A 23,352-nucleotide genomic window follows, 5' to 3' on the forward strand; every position below is an offset into this window, starting at 1 on the left:
GCCTCGCCGTCATCCGCGCAGGACGCCACCGTGGTCCGCCGCGCGGCCTTCGACATCGGCTCCGCCAACATCAAATGCATCATCGCGGACGTGGACATCTCCACCGGCCGCATCGTCGCCCCGGTGGCGACCCTGTCCGAAAAGGTCGATTTCGCCGAAGACCTGGCCCGCTCCTACGACGGCAACCTGAGCAAGGACGTCATGGACCAGGGACAAGCTCAAGGCCGTGGCCGTGGATCGGAACGCCCTGGAATACTCGGCCGTGGGCGGACGCATTTTCCAGGAGGCCCAGAACGGGCGGGCGTATTTCGTGCGCATCCGCCAGGAGACGGGCATCCCCTCGCGGGTCATCTCAGAGCAGCAGGCGGCCATGCTCGGCTACCACGCCGTGCGCCAGGAGCTGGGCGACGAGGCCCACGACCTCCTGGTCTGGGACATCGGCGGCAACTCCATGCAAATGACCATCCGCAAGCCGGACGGCGGCCTGCTCTTCTACCTCGATCCCATGGCCTCCATCGCCTTCAAGAACGTGGTCATCCACAACATCCAGCGCAAGGACATCAACACCACGGTCAGCCCCAACCCGGTCAGCACCGGCGAGGCTGAGCAGGCCCTGGCCTACATCCAGGCCCACGCGGCCATGACCGTGCCCCTGTACATCGCCAATCGGGTCGCCCATCCGGGCCTGACCGTGGCCGGCATCGGCGGGGTGCACTACTACTCCGTGCCCGAGGTCCTGGGCGGGCGCAAGGAAACCTACACCCGCGACGAGGTGGCCGAGGCGCTCCAGAAATGGACCGGCAAGCCGGACAAGGCGTTCGAGAGCGAATACGCCGAGAGCCGGCTGACCAACCTCATCCTGGTCCTGGGCTACATGGACGCCCTGGGTATCAAGGAAGTCCGCCCGCTGAAGATCAACCAGGCCGACGGGCTGTTCGCGACCCGCGAGTTCTGGTAGGCCGCCCCGTCTATCTCAGGGGCGCTCCCAACCTGTCCGACCAGTCGGGCGCGTTCATGTCGCCGGGGAAATAGATATACCCGGCCCTTCCGGTAATCCGATTCCGTGGCACCGGTCCGAGCCAGCGCGAATCCAGGCTGTCCTCCCGGTTGTCGCCCATCAGAAAATACTCGTCCGATCCCATCGTGACCGGCCCGAAAGTGTCGCGCACCGGAAGGATGCCCTCCCTGGTGTAGCAGACGTAGGGCTCGTCCAGGGGCGCGCCGTCAATGAGCACCCGTCGCGCCCTGACCTCCACGGTCTCTCCCGGCAGTCCCACTATCCGTTTGACGAAATCGCGCCCCTTGGTCCCGGGTGTGGAGAAGATGACGATCTCGCCCCGCGCAAGCCGATCCCCGGGCTCCAGGACCTCGGCCATGAAGTGGTCGCCCACCCGGATGGTCGGCAGCATGGAGGCGGACGGCACCTTGTAGGCCTTGAAGAACCAGCCGTTGATCGTGCGCTCGAAGGCCGCGCCCGTGCCGAGGCTGACGGCCAGGCAGACCAGGTATATCCACAGCCGGTTGCACGGCCTGAGAGTGTACCCGGTCAGCTTGCGCGCCGTGGCGAAGGCCTCTCCGGCCGCGAACAGGTTGTAGCCGATCAGGATGGACACGCACAGAAGCATGGCCGCGAAATCGGCCCAGAACAGGACCATGAACAGGGCCACGACCAGTTCGGCCAGGTAGAGGCCCGCCCCCTTTTTCCACTGCCCGTTGTAGACCTGGCCCAACCCCACGGCCACCAGGGAAAGGAACAGGGCCAGCCACGGGCTGCGCGGCTTGACGACAGGCATGTCGAACGCGTCGGTCATGGGAAGCGTCCTCCCGGTCAGTCGCTGACCAGCTTGTGCAGTTTGTCGCCCACCTTGAGCCCGTGGCCGGTGAACATGGTCACGATGGTCTCGTCCGGATCGGCGTTTTTCGCGTACCGCGCGGCCCCGGCCGCCACGGCCGCCGAGGTGGGCTCGATGCAGAATCCCTTGCGGCCCGCGTCCCGGAAGGCGGCCAGGATGGCCTCTTCGGACACGGCCAGACAGGTCCCGCCGGTGTCGCGCACGGCCTGAAGCATCTGCGTCCCGCGCATGGGCAGCCCGATGGCGATGCCCTCGGCCAGGGTGGGCCCGGACACGGCGGCGGACACGCCGTCGGCACCTTCGGCGAAGGCCGCGCACAGCGGCGCGCAGCGGGCCGACTGCACGGCCACCAGCCGAGGCACGCGCTCGATCAGTCCCATGTCCCTGAGTTCGCCGAAACCGATATGCGCCCCGAGGAGCAGGGTGCCGTTGCCCGCGGGCAGGATCACGGTGTCCGGGGCCCGCCAGCCGAGCTGCTCGGCCACCTCGTAGGCGAATGTCTTGGTGCCGTGGAAGAAGAACGGATTGTACACATGGCTGGCGTAGTAGTGATCCTTTGCCGCCGCCATGCACGCGGCCGCCGTGTCCTCGCGCGAGCCGGGCACGGGGTTGAGCTCGGCCCCGTAGAGCTCGATCTGGCCGAGCTTGCCCGGCGAGTTGTCGGCGGGCACGAATATCCGGCAGCGGATGCCCGCCTTGGCCGCAAAGGCGGACACGGCGCAGCCCGCGTTGCCGGACGAGTCCTCGACCACGTCGGTCACGCCGATGTGCGCGGCCATGGCCATCATGACCGCCGCGCCCCGGTCCTTGTACGAGCCGGTGGGGAAAAGCTGCTCCTGCTTGACCAGCACGGGTCGCCCGCCCAGTTCCACCTCGACCATGGGGGTGAACCCTTCGCCGAGGGTCAGTTCCGCGCCCTCGGGCACGGGCAGCGCCTCGCGATAGCGCCACAGGGTGGCGGGCCGCCCGGCCACTTTGGCGGGATCGAGGCTCGGGGTGAAATCCAGGTCCAGCAGGCCGCCGCAGTCGCAGCGCCAGCGCGGGACCATGACGTCGAAATCAAGGCCGCAGTCGCGGCAGACGAACCGGGTCATGCGCCCTCCCCTTCGCTGTCGCCGACAGCGGCCACGCACTCGATCTCCACCTGGAAACCGTAGTGCAGGTCCCGGGTCGGGACCACCGCGCGGGCGGGTTTGTGGTCGCCGAAGAACTCGGCGTAGACCGCGTTGACCCGGCCCCATAGTTCGATGTCCGAGATATAGCAGGTGCACTTGAGCACCCGGTCGCGGCTCGACCCGGCGGCGCGCAGAACCGCGTCCACGTTGGCCAAAGCCTGCCGGGTCTGCTCCTCCACGGTGCCGAGCCTGCGCTCGCCCGTGGCCGGGTCCACGGCGAGCATGCCCGAGACCCAGACCAGGCCGCCGTGAACGACGCCCTGTGAATAATGTCCGGCCGGGGGCGCGCAATCCGGGGTGGATACGAATTTCATGAATACTCCTTGTCTTGAGCGAACCGTGCCAGATTCCGTGAGGAATGGCTAGAAAGAGAGGAAGATCAGGCGGCCGGGATGTAGTCGCGGCCAAGCTCGCAGCCGCGCTCTTCGAGGAATGCGGCGATCTCCCCGCGCGCCCCCCGGCTGGCCACGTAGGGGAGGCAGAACCCCTGGCCCGGTGCCGGGGCCTCGCCGCGGTCGCGGACCGGCAGACCGTGAACCACGTGGCCGATCTTCTTCGGGTCCACGTCGTAGTAGGCCGCGAACTCGATGCCGTGCTTGAGGAGCAGGTCGGCCCGCTTGCGGGTGGTCCGCCCGGAGCCCAGGATGTGGACCACCGGATGGTGCGGGTTGTTGCGCGCAAGCCAGCGGGCCAGGTACTCGGTCTTGATGCGGTAAAAGGCGTCCACATCATAGCGCGGGTGGTTGCGCGACAGCCGGTCCGGCGGGTCGTTCCAGACCAGCAGCTCGGCGTCCGCCTTGAGCATTCTGACCCCGCCCTCCAGCCAGCGCAGGAGCAGGTCGTAGTCCTCGGGAAAGTCGCCCTCGCGGTATGGGCCGTGCTCTTCCAGGCAGTCGCGCCGGAACATGATGGACGGGTTGGGCACCGGGAACTCCACGAACCGGTTCAGGCTGATGGCCTCGTGGGTCAGCAGGGTGTTGGTCCAGTCCACGTAATGGGCGTACCCCCGACAGGCCGTGCGGCAGCCGCCGAAACGCACCCGGCAGCCGACCAGCCCGACCTCCGGGTGGTCGTCGAGCAGTCCGGCCTGGGCCGCAAGGCGACCCGGCAACGCCTCGTCGTCGGCGTCCATGCGCGCGACATACTGCCCGTTTGAAGCCTCGATGGCCGCGTTGGCCGCCTTGATGACCCCGCCGTGGGGGATGGAGAAGGTCCGGACGCGTCCGTCCCGGCGCGCGTATTCGGCCAGGACGGACGCGGTGTCGTCGGTCGATCCGTCGTCCACGGCCACCACCTCGAAATCCGCGCCCTCCTGAGCCAGGAGCGAATCGAGCGCCCCGGCCACGGTCTGCCCGCAGTTATAGCAGGGCATGGTCACGGATATTCGAGGTCCGGCCACGGGACTACTCCGCCTTAGCCTTGCTCTCGCGCACCGCCGCCCTGATGCGGCAGACCGAGCAGATCTCGGCGCTGGTGGGCGAGCCGCACTCGGTGCACGGTTTCAGTTCCGCCCCGGTCTCCTTCTCCACCTGGGCGAAGGCCGGTTTCCCTTTTTTCAGGAAGGACTGGTAGAACTGGAACTTCTGCCCCGGGCTGCGGTGCTCCAGCTCGCCCCACAATTCCTTGTGGCCGGTGAAGCTGGCCCCGCCCGAATAGGGGCAGGGGTCGGAGTGGATCTCGATGCCCTTGAGGAAGGCGTAGTTGGCGGTCTCGAATTCGCTGAGGCGGAACAGGGGCTTGACCTTGCGCACGAACCCCTCGGACGCGGGCAGGACCGGCCCCTGGTCGGACAGGTAGGCCGTGTCCCAGCGCAGGGTGTTGGCGAACAGCCGGGCCACCTCGTCGTCCAGGTTGTGCCCGGTGGCCAGGACGTCGAAGCCCTCCTCCACCGCGATGCGGTTGAAGTGGTGGCGCTTCATCTTGCCGCACACGGCGCAGACCGGACGCTTGATGTGTTCCTTGACGTCCGGGATGGGCAATCCCCAGGCGGCCATCTCGAAGACGCGCAGGGGCAGTCCGTTCAGTTCGCAGAAGTTCTCGACCTTGCCGCGGGCCTTGTCCGACGAGTTCGGGATGCCCAGGTCGATGTGCAGGCCGGTCACGTCGTACCCCTGCAGTTTGAGTTCGAGCATCAGCGCCAGGGAGTCCTTGCCCCCGGACAGGGCCACCAAAACCCGGTCGTCGCGGGTGAACATCTTCTCCCGTCGGATGGCCGTCTCCACCTGCTTGGTGAAGAAGAGCGGGTAACAGTCGGCGCAAAAGCCGGAATGGTGGCTCGGCAGGGCCACGTGGGCCGTCTTGCGGCAGCGGGTGCATTTCATGTGAACATACCCCCTTAACCGGCCGAGGTGACTTTGCGGACCAGCAGCTCGTCGCCGTTGTTCAGCTTGCGGTCCGAGGTGAGCAGCTCACCGCCGCGGGCGACGATGGCCATGGTGGAACGGAGCCGCAATTTGTTCAGCACGGCCAGCACCGAGCGCGTGTCGTGCAGCTCGATGCGCTTTCCGTCCGGTTCCAGATTGACAATGATCATGGGTGTCTCCTTTGCCGCAGGTCATTTTGAGGGCCAGCGGCTGCGGCGGACAGTACCCATGTTGGCGGGCGAGTTCAAGTTTTGCCCGCGCGGCCACCCGGACCGGGGCCCTGGCGATTATCTGCCATTAATTGCAAAACCGCTGTTGACCCTAAAGTGATATATCGCCTATGTTCGTACCAAGGGCTAATTCCAAGGAGGAAGCCATGAGCCAACCCAAGATTCTCGTAGTCGACGATGAAAAACACATTCGCATGCTCTATCGAGAAGAACTGGAAGCCGACGACTACGTCGTCGCCACCTCGGACGGAGAAGAGGACATTCTCGATGTCATCGCCAGGGAGAACCCAACCATCGTCATCCTGGATATCAAGCTGGGCGTCAACCGCTCCGGCCTCGACCTGTTGCAGGAGATCCGCACCAAGGATCAGCAGATTCCGGTCATTCTCTCGACCGCCTACGACTCCTTCCAGCATGACCTCAAATCCATCGCGGCTGACTACTACGTGGTCAAGTCCGTGGACCTGACCGAGTTGAAGGACAAGGTCCGGATGGCCTTGAACAAGGCCGGCGTCTAGTATTTCTCCTTCATGCTCACTCCCGAAACGGACGCCCTTCCTTCAAGGGGGGGCGTCCCGCTTTTTCACACCCCCGGGGGAGCGTCCGGCTATCATTGACAACCGACAACTTTCATGGATAGCTGAAAGAATTCCGGGAGGGAACAATGGGTTCCGGACGACCGGGAAAACAGGAAGATGTCCATGGCCCAACTGACCAAGGCTGAATATTTCCCCATCTCGCCGCTCATCCTGCGGCCGGATTTCAAGGTGCCTTTCGACATCTTCCTGCGCCACGACGACAGCTACGTCCTGTTCAACGCCAGCGGCCGGACCCTGACCAAGGCCAAGCGCAAGGAACTGGCCCTGGCCGGCATCGTTACCATCTACTTGGACAAGCGCTCCCGCAAGCTCTACCACAGCTATATCCAAGCCAACCTCATCGACCTGCTCGAGGACGAGTCCATCTCCCTGGCCGAACGCGCCCAGGCGTGGACCAACGCGGCCTCGGCCCTGTCCCAGGAACTGTTCGAGACCAACCTGCCGGGCCCGGCCTTCAAGAAGCGCTACGTCCGCTTCCAGGAACTCATCCACAGCAGCACGAGCTTTCTGAAATCCCCGGCCCCGCTCAAGAACCTGGCCCGGTTCATCGGCAAGGGATACGGGACCTATCACCACGGCATCTCTACCATGGTCTACGCCGTGAATCTGATGCAGGAATACAAGTTCGAGGACGAAGACGTCCTGGCCTGCGGCATGGGCGCGCTGCTCCACGACATCGGCCAGGTCGGCATGGACGAGGAACTGCTCAACGCCGATCCCGAGACCATGGGCCCGGCCGAGTTCCAGGCCTACGCCATGCACCCGCTCATCGGGGTGCGCGTGTGCGCCAACTTCGACCTGCCGGTCATCGCCACCAACTGCATCCTGTTCCACCACGAAAGGGTCGACGGCAAGGGGTACCCCACCCAGGCGACGGGCGAGGAAATCCCCCTGCCCACCCGCGTGGTCGCCCTGTGCAACCGCTACGACGGCCTGACCCGCAACCGCCCATACAGCCGGGCCATCAAGCCGTTCGACGCCCTCAAGGCCCTGACCGACGACAAGGGGCTGGTGGAGCCGGACATGATCAAGAGGTTCATCAAGCTCCTGTCCAGGGCGGAGATCGTGTAACAACCCACGCTCCGGGCGGGCTCGCGGCCTGAAATCCCTTGCCGCGCCACCCCGTTGCATGGTAGCCGCACCTGATGTTCAACATCACCGCACAGGACATCCAGGTCTACCTGACCCTGGCACCGGGTCTGCTCATCGCCCTGGTCTTCCACGAGGTGGCGCACGGCTACGTGGCCTACCTGCTCGGCGACCCCACGGCCAAATCCGCCGGGCGGCTGACCCTGAACCCGCTCAAGCACCTGGATCCCATCGGGACACTGGCCTTCTTCTTCGTCCACTTCGGCTGGGCGCGGCCCGTGCCGGTCAACGCCCGCTATTTCAAGAACCCGCGCAAGGGCATGATGTTCACGGCCATGGCCGGGCCGGGCGTCAATTTCATCCTGGCCGCCCTGTTTGCCGGGGCCTTTCATCTCATGGCCCTGTTCGGCTTGAGCCCCAGCAGCGCGCTCTACGCCGTGGCCTACTACGGGGTCTTCGTCAATCTCATCCTGGCCGCCTTCAATCTCCTGCCCATCCCGCCGCTGGACGGCAGCAACGTCCTGGCGTACTTTCTTTCCCCGCGAGCCGCCTACAAGTACATGTCCCTGAGCCGCTACGGGTTCATCATCCTCATCGCCATCATCCTGCTCGGACGCTATACCGGGCTCGACATCGTCGGCCGGGTGATCGTCCCCCTGGTCCAGGGGTTGGGCTCCCTGTTGGGCGTGCCCCTCTAACCTTCTAACCGCAGACCACTTCATCATGAGCGAAAAACAACGAATTCTTTCCGGCATGCGTCCCACCGGCCCCCTGCACCTCGGCCACTATTTCGGCGTCATCGACAACTGGCTGAGACTCCAGGAGGAGTACGACTGCTTTTTCTTCGTGGCCGACTGGCACGCCCTGACCAGCGAATACGCCGACCCGACCCGCATCAAGGGGTTCATCCCCGGCCTGGTCAAGGACTGGGTGGCCGCCGGACTGGACCCGGAAAAGTGTTCCATCTTCCAGCAGTCACAGATCAAGGAGCACGCCGAGCTCAACCTGATCCTGTCCATGTACACCCCGCTGGGCTGGCTCGAACGCTGCCCGACCTACAAGGACCAGAAGGAGCAGCTGTCCCAGAAGGACCTGAACACCCACGGCTTCCTCGGCTATCCCGTGCTCATGTCCGTGGACATCCTCATGTACAAGCCCCTGGCCGTGCCCGTGGGCAAGGACCAGTTGCCGCACCTGGAGCTGACCCGCGAGATCGCGCGCCGCTTCAACCACCTGAACAACACCGACCTGTTCCCGGAACCGGCCGACATGCTCACCGAGGAGCCGGTCCTGCCCGGCCTGGACGGGCGCAAGATGTCCAAGAGCTACGGCAACTCCATCATGCTCTCCGAGCCGCTGGACGAAATCATGCCCAAGGTGCGCGGCATGAAGACCGACGAGAACCGGCTGCGCAAATCCGACCCGGGCGATCCGGACGTCTGCAACCTCTTCCCCTACCACCGGCTCATGACCGACAAGGCCAGGCTCCCCGAGATCATCAAGGGGTGCAAGGACGCGTCCTGGGGCTGCGTGGACTGCAAGAAGCTGCTCATGGAGTCCCTGGAACGGTTCCTCACCCCCCTGCACGAGCGCCGCGCCGCCTGCACCGACGAGAAGGTCCGGGAAATCCTGGAGGCGGGCAACGCCAGGGCGCGTTCCTACGCCGAAAAGACCATGGAAGAGGTCCGCAAGGTCATCAACTTCGACTTCTAGGCGAAAACGCGCTAGAGTGTTCGAATCCACCCGGACACGACCGGGCCAAACCACCATCCAGGAGATTCTATGACTGCGCAGAATGGCAGCACCGTCAAGGTACACTACACCGGCACCCTCAAGGAGGACGGCAGCCAGTTCGATTCCAGCGAAGGCCGCGAGCCGCTGGAGTTCAAGCTGGGCGAAGGCATGGTCATCGCCGGATTCGAGAAGGCCGTGATCGGCAAGTCCGCGGGCGACACCGTGACCGTGGAGATTCCGCCCGAGGAGGGCTACGGCTCCCCCAGCGAGGAGCTGGTCTTCCAGGTCCGCCGCGAGCAGCTCCCGCCCACCGTGGAGCTGGAGGAGGGCATCATGCTGGAGATCCGCACCGAGGACGGCCAGCCCGCCTACGTCCGCGTGACCGAGTTCGACGAGGAACTGGTCACCCTGGACGGCAACCATCCCCTGTCCGGCCAGACCCTGGTGTTCGACATCGAAATCGTTGAAGTAGCGTAACCGGCGACACTGTTAACAACTTTCCCCGCCTCTTGCTGCACCGGCGAGGGGCGGGGTTTTCTTTTGCGAGACGCGTCATGAGCATATCCGATCGTTGCTGCGGCATCACCCCGTTCCTGGTCATGGAAATCAACGAGAAGGCCGAGGCCATGGAGCGGGCCGGACAGTCCGTCATCCGCATGTGCGTGGGCGAACCGGACTTCGACACGCCCGAATGCGCCAAGAAGGCCGCCTGCCGGGCGCTCGACGACAACCAGACCCACTACACCCATTCGCTCGGCATCCGCGAGCTGCGCGAGGCCATCTGCGAGGACTACCAAAAGCGTTACGGCGTGGACATCTCCCCGGACAACATGGTCGTCACCCAGGGCACCAGCCCGGCCATGCTCGTGCTCTTCTCCACCATCCTGGACCAGGGCGACAAGGTCATCTCCTCGGACCCGTGCTACGCCTGCTACGACAATTTCATCACCTTTGCCGGAGCGCAGCCGGTCAAGGTCCCGGTCTTCGAGGACGACGGCTTCCAGTACCGCGTGTCCGCCATCCGCAGGGCCCTTGCGGAGAACAACCGGATCAAGGCCATCCTGATCAACTCCCCGGCCAACCCCACCGGCACCCTGCTCTCCGAGGAGCGGCTTGCGGCCATCGCCGAGATCGCCGAGGAGCACAACCTGTGGATCGTGTCCGACGAGATCTACCACGGCCTGGTCTACGAGGGGAAGGAACACTCCATCCTCGAATACACGGACCGCGCCTTCGTGTTCAACGGTTTCTCCAAGCTCTACGCCATGACCGGCTGGCGGCTGGGCTATCTCATCGCCCCGCCCAACTTCATGCGCACCCTCCAGAACCTCTGCCAGAACTTCTTCATCTCGGCCAACACCATGGCCCAGTGGGGCGGCCTGGCCGCGCTCAAAGAGGCCGGAGAGGACGTGGAACGGATGAAGACCACCTACAACAAGCGCCGCGTCTATATGCTCGAGCGCCTCAAGAACATGGGCCTGCCCGTCAGGCACGAGCCCACCGGCGCGTTCTACGTGCTCATCAACATGCGCCCCTACGCCGAAAAGTTCGGCGGCTCCTCCCTGGCCCTGGCCTACGACATCCTCGAAAAGGCGCACATCGCCGTCACCCCGGGCATCGACTTCGGCCAGGGTGCCGAGGGCTACATCCGCTTCTCCTACGCCACCTCCATGGCCAACATCGAGGAAGGCATGAACCGGTTGGAAAGGTATCTGAAGGACTTCAGTTAGTTCCGTCCTACACGCCAATCAAAGGGGAGCAGTCGACATGCTCCCCTTTTTTGCGCCCAGGAAAGGCCTCCGGCGGGGCCTCGCCGGCCGGGCGTCTCCGACGGCTCAAGAACCTTTTGAAAAAGGTCCTTGAGAATCTCCAAAACTTTTTCTGCCGCTTCGCGGGGCCGTGCGTGCGCAGAGAGTCCCCTCTCAACCACGCTTGCGCATCCGCCCATGTTCCATCCGGACGTCCGCCCCGCCTCGATCCGCCCCCCGCGCGGAAACGCATCCAAAAAATTTAGGAAGGAAGAGGGGATGGGGGGTCCGGGGGAAGGGGAGAGGGAAACCCTTTTCTCAAAGGGTTTCCCTCTCCCCTTCCCCCGGCCGCCGGAGGCGCCCCCTACACCCGGATGTCCAGCCCCTTGTACGGGGCGGCGCCCGCGCCGACCACAACGCCGCCGGGGGCGAACAGGGATTGGGGGGGCATGTTGGCGGCGTACCAGTTGGCCATGGCTTCGGCGGACAGGGGGCGGGTCATGTCCTGTTCGGGCAGGCCGTTCCTGGCCGAGGCGGCGAGCTTGCCGAACTGGAGGGCCTGGCCGAGTTGTCGCACCCGGTCTGGGTTGGCCGCGAAATAGGCGTTGATCATGTCCTTGTCCGGGTGTTCGCCCGCGACCGCGGCCGAGCCAGCCGGATCGTAGAGCAGGCGGAAAACCGTGGCGGTGTTCACGCCCAGGCCCTCAAGGTCGGCCTTGACCTCGTCGGTCCAGGTTTCGAGCAGTTCGGCGTGGCGATTCTCGACGTCGGCGAAGGTCAGCTGCCCGCCGGCGTCGGGCGATGCGGTGGAAAGCAGGTCGCGCAGATAGCCGCGCAGGACCGATCCCGAGGCGGAGCCGTCGTCTCGACGGGTTTTTGACTGCTCGGGACCCAGGGGAAATTCGCCGTCCGAGGCGGATCTCCTCGGACGCTTGTACGTGTACCCTTGTACAGCCTGTTCAATAGGTTGCGTTGCCATAATGCCTTCCCGCGCAGGCGTTGCACCGAAAAACCGCAGACGTTCACCCTATATTCGTAGCATGAAATGTACCATTCGATTGCCAAGAATCGGCGATCAAGGTTAGAATGGGGCAACTCCTGACAAACCGCCAACCGCCGGGGGAAGGCCATGATGCTCAAGAAGACGTTGAAGATAAACGGGGTGGAAGTATCCAAGATCGTGAACCGCAACGAACGGCGCGTGGCCGGGCTGATCCCGGAAATCCTCGAGGAATATTACAAAGACTATATCTTCGAGGACCTGGACATCCAGGACATCTACGCCCTGGCCCTGAACCTGCTGCCCGCCGCCTATGCCCAGGCCGGGTCCATCGTGCTCTCGGACCGCATCTCCGACTACGAGCTGCGCTCCCAGATACGCAAGGCCGTGGAACGGGTCCTGGACAACCCCACCAGGGCGAGCGGCTAGCCGAGGTTCGGCGGCAGGGAAGAAGGCACAACGAACGGCCCGCCATGGCGAACATGGTCGGCCGTTTTTTTTCGGCCCATATCCGCCCTCGACGTCCACATTGCGGATTCCCGCGAAAGCGGAGGTACGCCGGACGCGGCATCCGGACGGCGCCCCGCCTCAGTGAAACGATGCAAATCCGTGCGCGGGCACCGTGTTGGAGCGGACGGCGGCGCGCGGAAGCGGTCCCTTCGGCCGTTTCCCGGTCCCGTGTCGCGTCACGGCTCTCTCTTGAGGCAACAGTTTTCGTCCAGGTGCGGCTCGATGAGCTGCCACAAGACCCGCTTGCACACGGCGAACTCCTCGGGGTCCACGTGCCGGGCTATCTCGGAGCGGCTCTCCTGGACGATGTCCAGGGTGAAGTCCACCAGCTCGCGGCCCTTGTCCGTGATGTAGATGTACTTCACCCGCCGGTCGTCGTCGCCGGACTCGCGGCGCAGCAGGCCGTGCTTTTCCAGGGCGGCCACCAGGCGGCTGACCCCGGTCTTCTCCTGGGAAAGCATGTCGCACAGCCTCCCCTGGGTCAGCCCGTCGGCCTTGTAGGCCGGCAACAGGGCGCGCCACTGCTCCACCGTGATCTTGACCCCGGCCTCGGCGAAGCGGGCGGCCAGGTCGTTGGCGTGTATGCGGGCCACCTTCCATGTGAGGAAGCCGATGGACTCCCTCGGATTCAGTCGTTCAAGATTCATGGCGAAAGTTGTATCTGCAACAAAACCCGCAGTCAACCCATTTTGCCGGGGACCACGGGTTGCAATAATAGGAGTATGCCTATACTGTTCCCTCCATGGAAAGATTCACCGCCGACCTGCACATCCACTCCCGTTTTTCGCGTGCCACCAGCAAGAAACTGACCATCCGGAACCTGGCCGCATGGGGCCGCCTGAAGGGGCTTTCCGTGCTCGGCACGGGCGACTTCACCCACCCGGAGTGGCTGTCGGAGATCGAGGAGCAGCTGGAGGACAACGGCAAGGGATTGTTCACCCTGCGGGAGCCCGATGGGCTGGAAAGGGAAATCCCGGCCTTTGACGGCGAAATCCCCGGCCGCACCCGGTTCATGCTCCAGACCGAGATCAGTTCCATCTACAAGCGCGGCGGCAAGGTCCGCAAGGTCCACAACCTGGTCTTCATGCCCAACCTGGACGCGGTCAGACGGTTCAACGAGCGGCTCGGCCAGGTGGGCAACCTGGCCTCGGACGGCCGCCCCATCCTCGGCCTGGACTCCCGCGACCTCATGGACCTGGTCCTGGACACCCACTCCCAGGCCTTCCTGGTCCCGGCGCACATCTGGACCCCCTGGTTCTCCCTGTTCGGCTCCAAGTCCGGCTTCGACTCCATCCGCGAGTGCTTCGGCGACTACGCGGACGAAATCTTCGCCATGGAGACCGGGCTGTCGTCCGACCCGGAGATGAACTGGACCTGGTCCGAGCTGGACCGCATCCGGCTGATCTCCAACTCCGACGCCCACTCCGGCGAGAAGCTCGGCCGCGAGGCCAACCTGTTCCGGGGCGAGATTTCCTACGAGGGCATCTACCGGGCCCTGCGCGGCGAGGGACTGGGTCACAAATTTCTCGGCACCGTCGAGTTCTTCCCCGAGGAGGGCAAGTACCACATGGACGGGCACCGCAAGTGCGGCGTGTCCATGGATCCCCACGAGACCATCGCCCGGGACGGCATCTGCCCGGTCTGCGGCAAGCCAGTGACCGTGGGCGTGTACAACCGCGTCCTGGAGCTGGCCGACCGCGAGGAGCCTGTCCAGCCCGCGGGCGCGCCCGGCTTCGTCTCGCTCATCCCGCTCAAGGAGATTCTCTCCGAGGTGCTCGGCGTGGGCACGGGCTCCAAGAAGGTCGACCACCTGTACATGCAGCTCATCCGCGAGTTCGGCAACGAGCTGGACGTGCTCCAGCGGGTGCCCGCCGAAGACCTGAGCCGCTTTTCCTGCCACCTGGCCGAGGGCATCACCCGCATGCGCGACGGCCAGGTCATCCGCAAGGCCGGGTTCGACGGCGAGTTCGGGGTCATCTCGGTCTTTTCGGAAAAGGAGCGCGCCGAGATCAAGAACGGGGCCACGCTCATCCACATTCCCCGGCCCGAAGTCAGGCCCGATCCAGGCATGACCGCGACCTGCAAGGCCGTGTCCCGGCCCAAGGTCGAAGCCGTGCCCCTGGCCTACAACGACGCCCAACAGGCGGCCATAGACGCGGGCCCGGGCCCGGTGCTCGTCCTGGCGGGCCCCGGCACCGGCAAGACCCAGACCCTCATGGGCAGGGTGGAACGGCTCATGGACGAGGGGGTCAACCCCAAGCGCATCCTGGCCCTGACCTTCACCCGCCGGGCCGCCCAGGAGATGCGCGACCGGCTGCACGCCCTGCGCGGCGAGAAGGCCGACATGCCCCAGGCCGGGACGCTCCACTCCCTGTGCTTCGACTACTGGAAGCACGCCTATTCCGAGACGCCCATCGTGGTCCCCGAGGGAGCGGCCAAGAAACTTTTCGCCGAGGTCAACCCGGAGTTTGCGGGCAAGAACCTGGACCACTACTGGAACAAGTACATCCTGGCCCGCGAGCAACTGGCCGGCCTGCCCGACGACCTGGCCGAGGCGCACATCAGCTACGGCAACCAGAAGAACCACTGGGACCTGGTGGACTACACCGACCTTTTGGAATTCATGCTCGAACAAAGCGGCGCGCCGACCTTCCACATGCCCTACACCCACGTCCTGGTGGACGAGGTCCAGGACCTCACCCCCCTGCAACTGGCCGTGGTCCGGGGCATCGCCGGACAGTCCGGCGAGGGGCTGTTCTGCATCGGCGACCCCAAGCAGTCCATCTACGGGTTCCGTGGGGCCGTAAGCGATGTGGAGGAGCACCTCAAGGGGGTCTGGCCGAACATCGAGCTGGTCACCCTGATCGACAACTACCGCTCGGGCCAGACCATCCTGGACGGGGCGGGCAATCTTTTTCCCGAGTCCCCGCGTCTGATCGCGCGCAAGGACCTGGACGCGACCATGCACCTGTTCGAGGCCCCGGACTCCATGCGCGAGGCCACCTGGATCAGCGACAAGATCAAGGGGCTCATCGGGGCCACCAGCCACTCCATCGTGGACGGCGAGGGCGGCGGCGAACTGGCCCCCGGCGACATCGCGGTGCTGGTCCGCTTCAAGGCGCTCATCCCGGTCATCGAAAAGGCCCTCAAGCGCGCGGGCGTGCCGGTCTCAACACCGGAGCTGGAGGGGTTCTGGCAGGAGCCCCGCGTGGCCTCCATCCTCAGGGCCGCCGAGCAGTTCCTGGGCATGACCCTGTCCGGCGTGGAGGACACCATCGAAATCCCGGACCACATCCTGGCCAAGGGCCCGGTGGGGCTGGCGGCCTTCCTCAGCGAGACCCCGCCGTTCGACCAGTTTTTCTGGGAAAGCCGCCAGTTCAAGGAGCTCAAGAAGGAGTTCGACCGGCGCGGCGGCTGGCAGGGGCTGGTCAACTGGGTGTCGCTCCAGACCGAGCTCGAACTGGTACGCCGGACCGCCGAGAAGGTCCAGATCATGACCCTGCACGCCTCCAAGGGGCTGGAATTCGAGGCCGTCTTCATGCCCGCCTGCGAGGAGGGCATCCTGCCGTTCGCGGGCATGGACCTGCTCACCGCCAAGGTCACCCTGACCCCGGGCCGGAGCCAGAGGTTCGCCGAGGAGCGCCGCCTGACCTTCGTGGGCATGACCCGCGCCCGGCGCAACCTCTATCTCAGCCACGCCAAGAGCAGGCAGCTCTACGGCAAGACCCTGACCCTGCCGAGGTCGCGCTACCTGCGGGAAATCCCGGAAGCACTCCTGACCAAGTCAACCCTGGCCGCCCGCAAGGTGACCAAGGAAAAGCAACTCGGCCTGCTCGATTAGAGAAGAAAGCGGTAGAGTCCGCGTTCGTAGACCCAGCAGAGATTGCGGGCCGCGGACCGGGACACGCCGAATCGGCGCAACCGGCAGAAGACGTGCAGGGGGTTGAACTTATGTTGGAAATAATTCCGAAACCCGATCATATTCAGAACCTCGGCAAATCGTTCGTCACACTGAGCGATTCGCTGCAATAGCCATGCCCCGAGACCCTATGTCAACGAAACCGGCGGGTTCCCACCCCCGGCCCGGCTCGAACCGGGCAAATAGTGCGCACTCCGTCCCCCTGTCCGTACGGGACGTGGAGGAAAAATGGGGCGTCCGCTTCCCCTTCCCCCTGGCCGCGCCCTCGGCCGTGCTGCCCACGGGGCTGGCCGGGAACGCCCTCTTTCTGGCCGACCATTTTCCTGAAATCGCTGTCCTTTTCTTCGAGACCGAGGCCTGCCTGGCCTACACGGACGAGGACCTGCCCCCGAGTCTCGCGGACCTGCCCTGCTCCTGGCACGTGCACATGCCCCTGGACCTGCCGTGGCGGGCCGGGTTCGAGACCGTCTGGCAAAAGATTGACGGGCTGCTGGACAAGATCGCCCCGGTCTCGCCCTGGGCCTACGTGCTCCATCCGCCGGACGGACCGGACATGCTCCTTCCCCTGGCGGCGAGATTGCGCGACAAGGGCGTGGACCCGGCCCGCTTCCTGATCGAGAACGTCAGCGGCGGCAGCCTGACCACGATCTGGGAAGAGATCGTGGAGGGCGGCTTTTCCGCCTGCCTGGACATCGGGCACATCCAGGCCTACGACCAACGCGACGTGCTCGGGCTGCCCGGCCTGTGGGATCGGGTGCGCATGCTCCACGTGTACGGGGCCGAGCGGGACCGACGCCACTGGCCGCTAAACGAGCTGGACCCGGTGGGCCAGGTGCTGCTTCGGACCCTGCTTGAGCGGGCGTCGGACTTCACCGTGACCCTGGAGGTCTTCGGGCGGAGCGGGCTGTTCGACTCCCTGGACCTGTTCGGCGAGTGGCTCGCCAGGTGGGAGAAAGAAAAATGATCACATTGGTGCTCGGCGGCAACAAATCCGGAAAATCCGATTTCGCGCTGGATTTGCTGGCCCGATCGGCCTCTCCGGGCCTGTTCGTGGCCACGGGCAAGGCCCGGGACATGGAATTTCGCGACCAGATCCGGCGCCACCGCCAAAGCCGGGGACCGGATATCGAAGTGGCGGAAGTGGCCGAGGGCTTGCCTCAAAGGCTCCAAAAGGCTAAATTGTCGTTTCCGGCCGTGCTGGTGGATAGCCTCGACTACTGGTTGTTCGCCTGCCGCGAGGCCGGTTGCGAGCCGGTTAAGGTTGAGGAGTTCCTGAAAGTTCTCGACGACTGGGGCTCCACGGATTTGATACTCGTCTCTTGTGAGACCGGGCTTGGGCCTCTGCCTGCGGGCAGCGCGGTCCGGGCCTTCGTGCGGAGCCTCGGCGCGCTCAACCAAGCTGTCGCCGTGCGGGCCGACCAGGCGTTCCTGGTGGCGGCCGGGCTGCCGTTAACCCTGAAACAGGGATAGTACGTGGCACTATTTCGACAACTTGACGAACAGGTGGAGCAGCTGCTCAGCCTGTTCAACAAGGAAGACAACTGGCTGATCCTCATCAACGCCGACCCGGACGCCCTGGGCTCGGCCCTGGCCCTGAAACGGATCATGACCCGGCGCGTGAACGCCGCGGCCATTGCGCAGATCAACGAAATCAAGCGGCCGGACAACCTGTCCATGATCCGCTACTGCCGCATCCCCACCCAGAAGCTCATCCCGAACCTCGCGGCCCAGTATGACAAGTTCGCCCTGGTGGACTCCCAGCCGCACCACAACCCCGAGTTCAAGCAGTTCGATTTCTCGGTGGTCATCGACCACCACCCGATCGTGCAGGATAACCTGGTCCAGGCCGACTACGTGGACATCCGGCCCAAGTACGGCGCGGTCTGCACCATGATGACCGAGTACCTGTACAACATGAAGATCCGCCCGCCCAAACTGCTGGCCACGGCCCTCATGTACGGCATCCGCTGCGACACCAAGACGTTCGAGCGCGAATTCATCGACGCGGACATGGCCGCCTTCAAGTATCTGAGCAAATTCGCGGACTCCAAGCTGATGAACCGCATCAGCCGCAGCGAGTTCCACCTGGACTGGATGCGCTACTTCTCGCGCGCCTTCTACAACCTGCGGCGCATCGGCCACGGGCTGTTCGCACACTGCGGCAACGTGGACAACCCGGACATCCTGGTCATCGTGGCCGACTTCTTCACCCGGGTGCACAACGTGGCCTGGGTGGTGGTCTCGGGCACGGCCGACGACAAGCTGGTCTGCATCTTCCGGGGCGACGGCCTGCGCCGCGACATGGGCACCATGGCCCAGAAGATCATGAACGGGCTCGGCTCGGCGGGCGGGCACAAACAGGCGGCCCGGGCCGAGGTGGCGCTGGCCGAACTGGACGGCGTGGACCCGGAAATCTTCATGCTCAAACGCCTGGGACACGGCCGCAAATCCTCCATCCACAGAATCTAACCCCCACCCCCCATATCTATGTCGTTAAAAGAACGCCTCAATTTCGATAAGGACCCGGTGTACCTGATCGACGGGACCGCCCTGCTCTACCGCGCCTTCTACGCCCGCGCCGACCTGTCCCGCTCGGACGGGTTCCCGACCAACGCCATCAACACGGTCATGCGCGTGCTCATGAACCTGCTCAAGGACGAGAACCCGAACCACGTGGGCTTTCTCATGGACGGCAAGGGGCCGACCTTCCGCAACGCGCTGTACGGCGAGTACAAGGCCAACCGCCCGGCCATGCCCGAGCCGTTGCGAGACCAGGTGGAGCCCGTGCGCCGGGGCGTGGAGCTGCTCGGCGTCAAGCTGCTGGTCTCCGAGGGCGTGGAGGCGGACGACTGCATCTGCTCCCTGGCGGGCCGCTACAAGGCGGACCGGCCGGTGATCATCCTGGCCACGGACAAGGACATCAAGCAGTGCCTGGACGACCAGGTGGTCATGGTCAGCCAGATGGGGCGCAAGGAGACCATCCACACGCTCGACTCCTTCCGCGAGGCCGAGGGCATGGAACCCGCCACCTGGCCGGACTTCCAGGCCGTGATCGGCGACTCGGCGGACAACATCCCCGGCGTCCCGGGCGTGGGCCCGGTGACCGCGCGCAAGCTGTTCGCCGCCACAGGCCCCACGCTGGAGGAGGTGCGCGACAACCTGGACAAGGTGCCCGAGAAGCTGCGCGCCAAGGTCGAGCCCGAGATGGACAACGTCTTCACCTACCGCGAACTGACGCGGATGAAGACCGACAGCTGCGACCAGGACCTGGACTTTTTCAAGCTGCGCCAGCCGGACCTGGCCGCCCTGGACGCGTTTTTCGAGGAATACGAGCTGCGCGGGTTGCAGCGGCTCCTGCCCAGGGGAACGGGCGCGGCCCAGGCCGCCCAGGCTCCGCTGGCCGAGACGGTCAGGAAGGCGGCCAAGGCCGCTCCCGCCGTGGAGGCAAAGCAGTTTTCCCTGTTCGGCGAGGCCCCGGCCGATGAAAAGGCCGAGGAGCCCATGGACGTGAACGTGGCCGAGACCGTGGACTCCCTGCCCGACCTGGGCGGCGAGGACGTGGGATTGACCTTTGAGGACGAGGCGTTCTTCATCGGCGTGAACGGCCAGGAATACCGCTATGCGGGCCCGGCCAGGGAGCTTGTGCGCAAGATCGAGCACGCCTCGGTCATCGCCACGCCGAGCGTGCAGGACCTGCTGCGCGCGGACGAGGCGTGGGGCCACATCCTGTCGGGCCAGTGGTTCGACCTCAGCCTGGCCGCCTACCTGCTCGACCCCGAGGCGCGCAACTACACCTGGGCGCGGCTGCGCCAGTCCATGTTCCAGGACGGCCGGGCCGAATTCGCGGACGCGGCCCGCGACCTGCATCCGCAGTCCCAGGGGCTGGCCGCCCTGGCCTACATGGCGTCCGTCCGGGGCCAGGTGGAGGGCGCGCACCTGAACGCGCTGATGCGCGAGCTGGAAATCCCGCTCATCCCTGTGCTGGTCGGCATGGAGCGGGCGGGCATCGCCATCGACGACGCGGCCTTCCAGGCGTTTCTGGACGAGGTCAACGGTCAGCTCGACGAGCTGACCCGGACGATCATCAAGCATGCCGGAGAGGAGTTCAACATCCGCTCCAGCCAGCAGCTGGCCGTGGTCCTGTTCGACCGCCTGGGCATCAAGGCCGGGTCCAAGACCTCCACCGGGCTGCGCTCCACGGCCAACCAGGTGCTGGAGAAAATCCGCGACCAGCATCCCATCGTGGACGCGGTGCTGGAATTCCGCATGCTCGAAAAGCTGCGCTCCACCTACCTGGAGCCCCTGCCCAAGATGGTCGGGGAGGACGGCCGCCTGCACACGCATTTCAACCAGCTGGCCACGGCCACGGGCCGACTGTCCAGCTCCCAGCCGAACCTGCAGAACATCCCCATCCGGGGGGTGCACGGCCCGAGGATGCGCGCCTGCTTCAACGCGCAGGACGGCAACCGGCTCGCCGCGGCGGACTACTCGCAGGTCGAGCTGCGCGTCCTGGCCCACTTCTCCAAGGACCCGGCGCTGATCGACGCCTTCCGCCACGACGAGGACATCCACGCGCGCACGGCCGCGCTGATCCATGAAAAGGACATCGCGGACGTGACCGACGGCGAGCGGCGCGGGGCCAAGACCATCAACTTCGGCCTGATCTACGGCATGGGCGTGCAGAAGCTGGCCCGCGAGCTGAAGATCAAGCAGACCGAGGCCCAGGAGTTCACGGACAAATACTTCGAGAAGATGGCCACGCTCAAGGCGTACTACGACACCATCGTGGAGGACGCGCTCAAGCACGGCTTCGTGACCACCCTGGCCGGACGCCGCCGCCTCCTGCCCGAGCTCCACTCCCGCAACAACCAACTCTCGTCCCAGGCCCGCCGCCAAGCGGTCAACACGGTCATCCAGGGCTCGGCCGCCGACATCATCAAAATGGCCATGGTCCAGGCCCACAAGGACAAAACCCTCAAAGAACTCAACGCCCGCCTCATCCTCCAGGTCCACGACGAACTGATCATCGAGGCCCCCGAAGCCAACATCGAGGCAGCGGGCGCGCGCTTAATGGAGATCATGCAGAACGTCGCCAAGCTGGACGTCCCGCTCAAGGTCGATATGGGCGTGGGGAAGAATTGGGCGGAGGCGCATTAGGTCGATCCAATAAGCTAGAAGGTATTTTACGAACAATATACACGATCCGCTTAACACCCTCTTGCCTATACTACGGTATATATGTATCTATACACTTACACTCAACAACGATAGAGGGTTCTAAATGATCGATTCGAACACCCGCTGGATTCTCTTCCAAGGGGCAACTCTCCGACCTTCTCCCAATAGCGCTCCCGATGACTTCACCATGGTTGAACTAATGGATAGGTTGGCTGCTGTCACTAAGCAGAAAAACTTAGTAAAAATGTTCAACAAAGAGACACGAGCTCTCCGGCTATCCGATATCAAGGTGTTAAACGAACAAGGGGCTGCAGTTTTACTCTGGCAATTCGGTGATAAAAACCTAGCCGATCCTGCTTTCTGTAATATGCAGACAGGAGATGTAAGAGTTGAAGAAAAAAAAGAGCTCGAAGGAATTGCAGCATCATGTCATATGATAATTTCATTAGATAGATCAAAAAAATCGATTTATCACATTGTCCGAGAGAGAATACCCACACTTGCAAATTACTATTTTATTAGTGCTCTGAATACTTTTTTTAAAGAATACTATCCACAGAAATACAGGAAAGAAATTAAACCCAATGTTTATAAAGATGGAAACTATAGAGCCATCATTAATATTGACCCTCTGATGGCGCAGACACTTAGAGAAGACCTCAAACGAGGAGTTCTAAGTGGAGTAGAGCTTGTAAAATACCACTCAATTAAAGAAAGACTTGATGAAGGGGCGAGTATTGTTGAAGAGACAAAATCGTTAAAAGTAGACATCACTGGTCACTTTGAAGGCGATAAGGCTGTTGGCCTACTAGAAAAAATCAAACGAATACGCCCAAACTACGATGACCTCATAGTCCGGTACAAAAGAAACGACAGCAAACAAAAGACAGTGGGGGTGGATATGACTGTAGATGACTTTTCAAACATCATCTATGATAAAATAGAAAGAATATTTGTTAACAGAAAAGTAGAGCAATGCTGTATAAAAATACATAAAGAACTTTTCCAAAAAATGTTCAAACTACTCGAAATCGAGCGCAATAAGTGGCAAGATGATGCTTGAATCCTCTCGCCTACTCAGGCCTCTTAACTTTTTAAGAATAAAGTTTACTAACAAAAATCGTTATTGCTTTCTATTGCCGATTTTATTCTCCATTGCATTTACTTTTATACTAGCACTCAATCCAAACCAAATAGCTATTTTTGGGGATAATGGTTTTCTAAAAATGGCATCTGGCATCTTGCAGCTATTAACAGGTTTTTTTATTGCATCCCTAGCTGCTGTTGCATCGTTCAATAAAGGGGAGCTAGATGAGTATATGTCTGGGAATTGTCCCACTCTACAAGCGAAAGAGAACGGATCAACTGAACCACGAAAATTAACTAGAAGACGATTCCTCTGCTATCTTTTCGGGTATTTAAGCTTTACAAGCTTAATGCTATATTTAATAGGGCTTTTCTGTAGCCTCTTTTACAGTTTAGCTTGTTCGATCATACCAGACCAACTTCATCGCATTGTGCTTTATACATTCACTTTATTTTATTCTTTCGTTTTCTTTAATCTAATCACTACGACATTACTTGGTCTATTCTTCACAGCAGATCGCATCCACTGGGAAGGTGAAGCTCGACGCTTGCCGCAAGGAGCAAATGATGAACAGTCTCAGCCATCTCCTCGTCAGCCCTAGAAGCTGACGGAGCAGCGGAGCGGCTCTTCGATCCTGGGAGGGAGCGGAGCGGACGACTGGATCGGGAGCGGAGCCGGTCCAATCAGATTCTTGGGCTGGCGAGGAAGGCGGTGCGCCCCTCCAGGCCCTTTTCTTTGGTTCTTTCTTTTGGGCCAGCAAAAGAAAGAACCCCGCCGGGAGGGCTGCAAAAAACTGGGAGGAGCGCCAGCGACGGCTCTCTTCTTCTCTTCGTCTTCGCTTTTGTCTTTGCCTTCGCCTTTGTCTTT

24 protein-coding genes are annotated in these 23,352 nt (G+C 63.1%); 15 read left to right on the plus strand and 9 right to left on the minus strand.

Annotated elements, in window-relative coordinates; translation table 11 throughout:
- The first annotated feature begins 232 nt into the window (after positions 1 to 232).
- The gene (locus tag BerOc1_RS03330; RefSeq protein ID WP_165610771.1) at positions 233 to 958 is read left to right on the plus strand and encodes a Ppx/GppA phosphatase family protein; all 726 of its coding nucleotides are present in this window, start codon (positions 233 to 235) and stop codon (positions 956 to 958) included.
- 10 nt (positions 959 to 968) lie between these two features.
- Here the strand turns inward: BerOc1_RS03330 and lepB are convergent, their stop codons facing one another.
- The 6 genes from lepB to BerOc1_RS03360 all read right to left on the minus strand — a co-directional run bounded on the left by lepB (position 969) and on the right by BerOc1_RS03360 (position 5,561).
- Positions 969 to 1,811, minus strand: a complete 843-nt coding sequence (lepB, locus tag BerOc1_RS03335; protein WP_084641032.1) for a signal peptidase I — start codon at positions 1,809 to 1,811, stop codon at positions 969 to 971.
- A 17-nt stretch (positions 1,812 to 1,828) separates the two neighbouring features.
- Entirely contained in the window at positions 1,829 to 2,947 is a 1,119-nt protein-coding gene (locus BerOc1_RS03340) for a threonine synthase (protein WP_071544285.1), read from the minus strand.
- The gene (locus BerOc1_RS03345) at positions 2,944 to 3,342 is read right to left on the minus strand and encodes a RidA family protein (RefSeq protein WP_071544286.1); all 399 of its coding nucleotides are present in this window, start codon (positions 3,340 to 3,342) and stop codon (positions 2,944 to 2,946) included. Before BerOc1_RS03345 ends, BerOc1_RS03340 begins: the two co-directional genes overlap by 4 nt.
- A 65-nt stretch (positions 3,343 to 3,407) precedes the next feature.
- A complete protein-coding gene (locus BerOc1_RS03350; protein WP_071544287.1) occupies positions 3,408 to 4,427 on the minus strand; it encodes a glycosyltransferase family 2 protein in 1,020 nt (339 codons plus the stop codon).
- 4 nt (positions 4,428 to 4,431) lie between these two features.
- Complete coding sequence (locus BerOc1_RS03355) at positions 4,432 to 5,349, minus strand: TIGR00269 family protein (protein WP_071544288.1); 918 nt, start codon at positions 5,347 to 5,349, stop codon at positions 4,432 to 4,434.
- Positions 5,350 to 5,363: 14 nt separating this feature from the next.
- Positions 5,364 to 5,561, minus strand: a complete 198-nt coding sequence (locus tag BerOc1_RS03360; protein WP_071544289.1) for a hypothetical protein — start codon at positions 5,559 to 5,561, stop codon at positions 5,364 to 5,366.
- 206 nt (positions 5,562 to 5,767) lie between these two features.
- Here BerOc1_RS03360 and BerOc1_RS03365 point away from each other — a divergent pair, with 206 nt between their 5' ends.
- The 6 genes from BerOc1_RS03365 (at position 5,768) to BerOc1_RS03390 (ending at position 10,773) form a co-directional block, all read left to right on the plus strand.
- The gene (locus BerOc1_RS03365) at positions 5,768 to 6,139 is read left to right on the plus strand and encodes a response regulator (protein ID WP_071544290.1); all 372 of its coding nucleotides are present in this window, start codon (positions 5,768 to 5,770) and stop codon (positions 6,137 to 6,139) included.
- A gap of 183 nt (positions 6,140 to 6,322) precedes the next feature.
- The gene (locus BerOc1_RS03370) at positions 6,323 to 7,291 is read left to right on the plus strand and encodes an HD-GYP domain-containing protein (protein WP_071544291.1); all 969 of its coding nucleotides are present in this window, start codon (positions 6,323 to 6,325) and stop codon (positions 7,289 to 7,291) included.
- A gap of 74 nt (positions 7,292 to 7,365) precedes the next feature.
- Complete coding sequence (locus tag BerOc1_RS03375) at positions 7,366 to 8,007, plus strand: site-2 protease family protein (protein WP_071544292.1); 642 nt, start codon at positions 7,366 to 7,368, stop codon at positions 8,005 to 8,007.
- A gap of 25 nt (positions 8,008 to 8,032) precedes the next feature.
- Positions 8,033 to 9,022 carry a tryptophan--tRNA ligase gene (trpS, locus tag BerOc1_RS03380; protein WP_071544293.1) on the plus strand — a complete coding sequence of 330 codons (990 nt, stop codon included), beginning with the start codon at positions 8,033 to 8,035 and terminating at the stop codon, positions 9,020 to 9,022.
- Between the two features lie 69 nt (positions 9,023 to 9,091).
- Positions 9,092 to 9,520 carry an FKBP-type peptidyl-prolyl cis-trans isomerase gene (locus tag BerOc1_RS03385; protein ID WP_071544294.1) on the plus strand — a complete coding sequence of 143 codons (429 nt, stop codon included), beginning with the start codon at positions 9,092 to 9,094 and terminating at the stop codon, positions 9,518 to 9,520.
- Positions 9,521 to 9,597: 77 nt separating this feature from the next.
- On the plus strand, positions 9,598 to 10,773 hold the full coding sequence (locus BerOc1_RS03390; protein WP_071544295.1) for a pyridoxal phosphate-dependent aminotransferase: 1,176 nt from the start codon (positions 9,598 to 9,600) through the stop codon (positions 10,771 to 10,773).
- 382 nt (positions 10,774 to 11,155) lie between these two features.
- Here the strand turns inward: BerOc1_RS03390 and BerOc1_RS18760 are convergent, their stop codons facing one another.
- Entirely contained in the window at positions 11,156 to 11,770 is a 615-nt protein-coding gene (locus tag BerOc1_RS18760) for a hypothetical protein (RefSeq protein ID WP_071544296.1), read from the minus strand.
- A gap of 150 nt (positions 11,771 to 11,920) precedes the next feature.
- Between BerOc1_RS18760 and BerOc1_RS03400 the strand changes: the two genes are divergently transcribed.
- On the plus strand, positions 11,921 to 12,220 hold the full coding sequence (locus BerOc1_RS03400; protein WP_242652842.1) for a late competence development ComFB family protein: 300 nt from the start codon (positions 11,921 to 11,923) through the stop codon (positions 12,218 to 12,220).
- Positions 12,221 to 12,477: 257 nt separating this feature from the next.
- Here the strand turns inward: BerOc1_RS03400 and BerOc1_RS03405 are convergent, their stop codons facing one another.
- Positions 12,478 to 12,948, minus strand: coding sequence for a MarR family winged helix-turn-helix transcriptional regulator (locus BerOc1_RS03405; protein WP_071544297.1), 471 nt, complete (start codon positions 12,946 to 12,948; stop codon positions 12,478 to 12,480).
- A gap of 95 nt (positions 12,949 to 13,043) precedes the next feature.
- Between BerOc1_RS03405 and BerOc1_RS03410 the strand changes: the two genes are divergently transcribed.
- Complete coding sequence (locus tag BerOc1_RS03410) at positions 13,044 to 16,142, plus strand: UvrD-helicase domain-containing protein (protein WP_071544298.1); 3,099 nt, start codon at positions 13,044 to 13,046, stop codon at positions 16,140 to 16,142.
- Here the strand turns inward: BerOc1_RS03410 and BerOc1_RS18995 are convergent.
- Positions 16,139 to 16,282 (minus strand): hypothetical protein, encoded by a 144-nt coding sequence (locus tag BerOc1_RS18995; RefSeq protein ID WP_165610772.1) that lies wholly within the window; start codon positions 16,280 to 16,282, stop codon positions 16,139 to 16,141. The genes BerOc1_RS03410 and BerOc1_RS18995 overlap by 4 nt on opposite strands.
- Positions 16,283 to 16,350: 68 nt before the next feature.
- On the opposite strand from BerOc1_RS18995, the gene cbiR reads away from it, so the two are divergent.
- The 6 genes from cbiR (at position 16,351) to BerOc1_RS18770 (ending at position 23,086) form a co-directional block, all read left to right on the plus strand.
- Positions 16,351 to 17,184: a cobamide remodeling phosphodiesterase CbiR gene (cbiR, locus tag BerOc1_RS03415; protein WP_242652843.1), complete on the plus strand. Its 834-nt coding sequence runs from the start codon at positions 16,351 to 16,353 to the stop codon at positions 17,182 to 17,184.
- Complete coding sequence (locus tag BerOc1_RS03420; RefSeq protein WP_071544300.1) at positions 17,181 to 17,690, plus strand: bifunctional adenosylcobinamide kinase/adenosylcobinamide-phosphate guanylyltransferase; 510 nt, start codon at positions 17,181 to 17,183, stop codon at positions 17,688 to 17,690. The genes cbiR and BerOc1_RS03420 overlap by 4 nt, the downstream gene beginning before the upstream one ends.
- Positions 17,691 to 17,693: 3 nt before the next feature.
- Entirely contained in the window at positions 17,694 to 18,689 is a 996-nt protein-coding gene (locus BerOc1_RS03425; protein WP_071544301.1) for a DHH family phosphoesterase, read from the plus strand.
- 18 nt (positions 18,690 to 18,707) lie between these two features.
- Entirely contained in the window at positions 18,708 to 21,377 is a 2,670-nt protein-coding gene (gene polA / locus BerOc1_RS03430) for a DNA polymerase I (protein ID WP_071544302.1), read from the plus strand.
- A 124-nt stretch (positions 21,378 to 21,501) separates the two neighbouring features.
- Entirely contained in the window at positions 21,502 to 22,461 is a 960-nt protein-coding gene (locus BerOc1_RS18765) for a hypothetical protein (protein WP_129586472.1), read from the plus strand.
- Positions 22,451 to 23,086 (plus strand): hypothetical protein, encoded by a 636-nt coding sequence (locus tag BerOc1_RS18770; RefSeq protein ID WP_129586473.1) that lies wholly within the window; start codon positions 22,451 to 22,453, stop codon positions 23,084 to 23,086. The genes BerOc1_RS18765 and BerOc1_RS18770 overlap by 11 nt, the downstream gene beginning before the upstream one ends.
- The last annotated feature ends 266 nt before the right edge of the window (positions 23,087 to 23,352 follow it).

This window comes from Pseudodesulfovibrio hydrargyri (assembly GCF_001874525.1).
GTDB classification, from domain to species: Bacteria; Desulfobacterota; Desulfovibrionia; order Desulfovibrionales; family Desulfovibrionaceae; genus Pseudodesulfovibrio; species Pseudodesulfovibrio hydrargyri.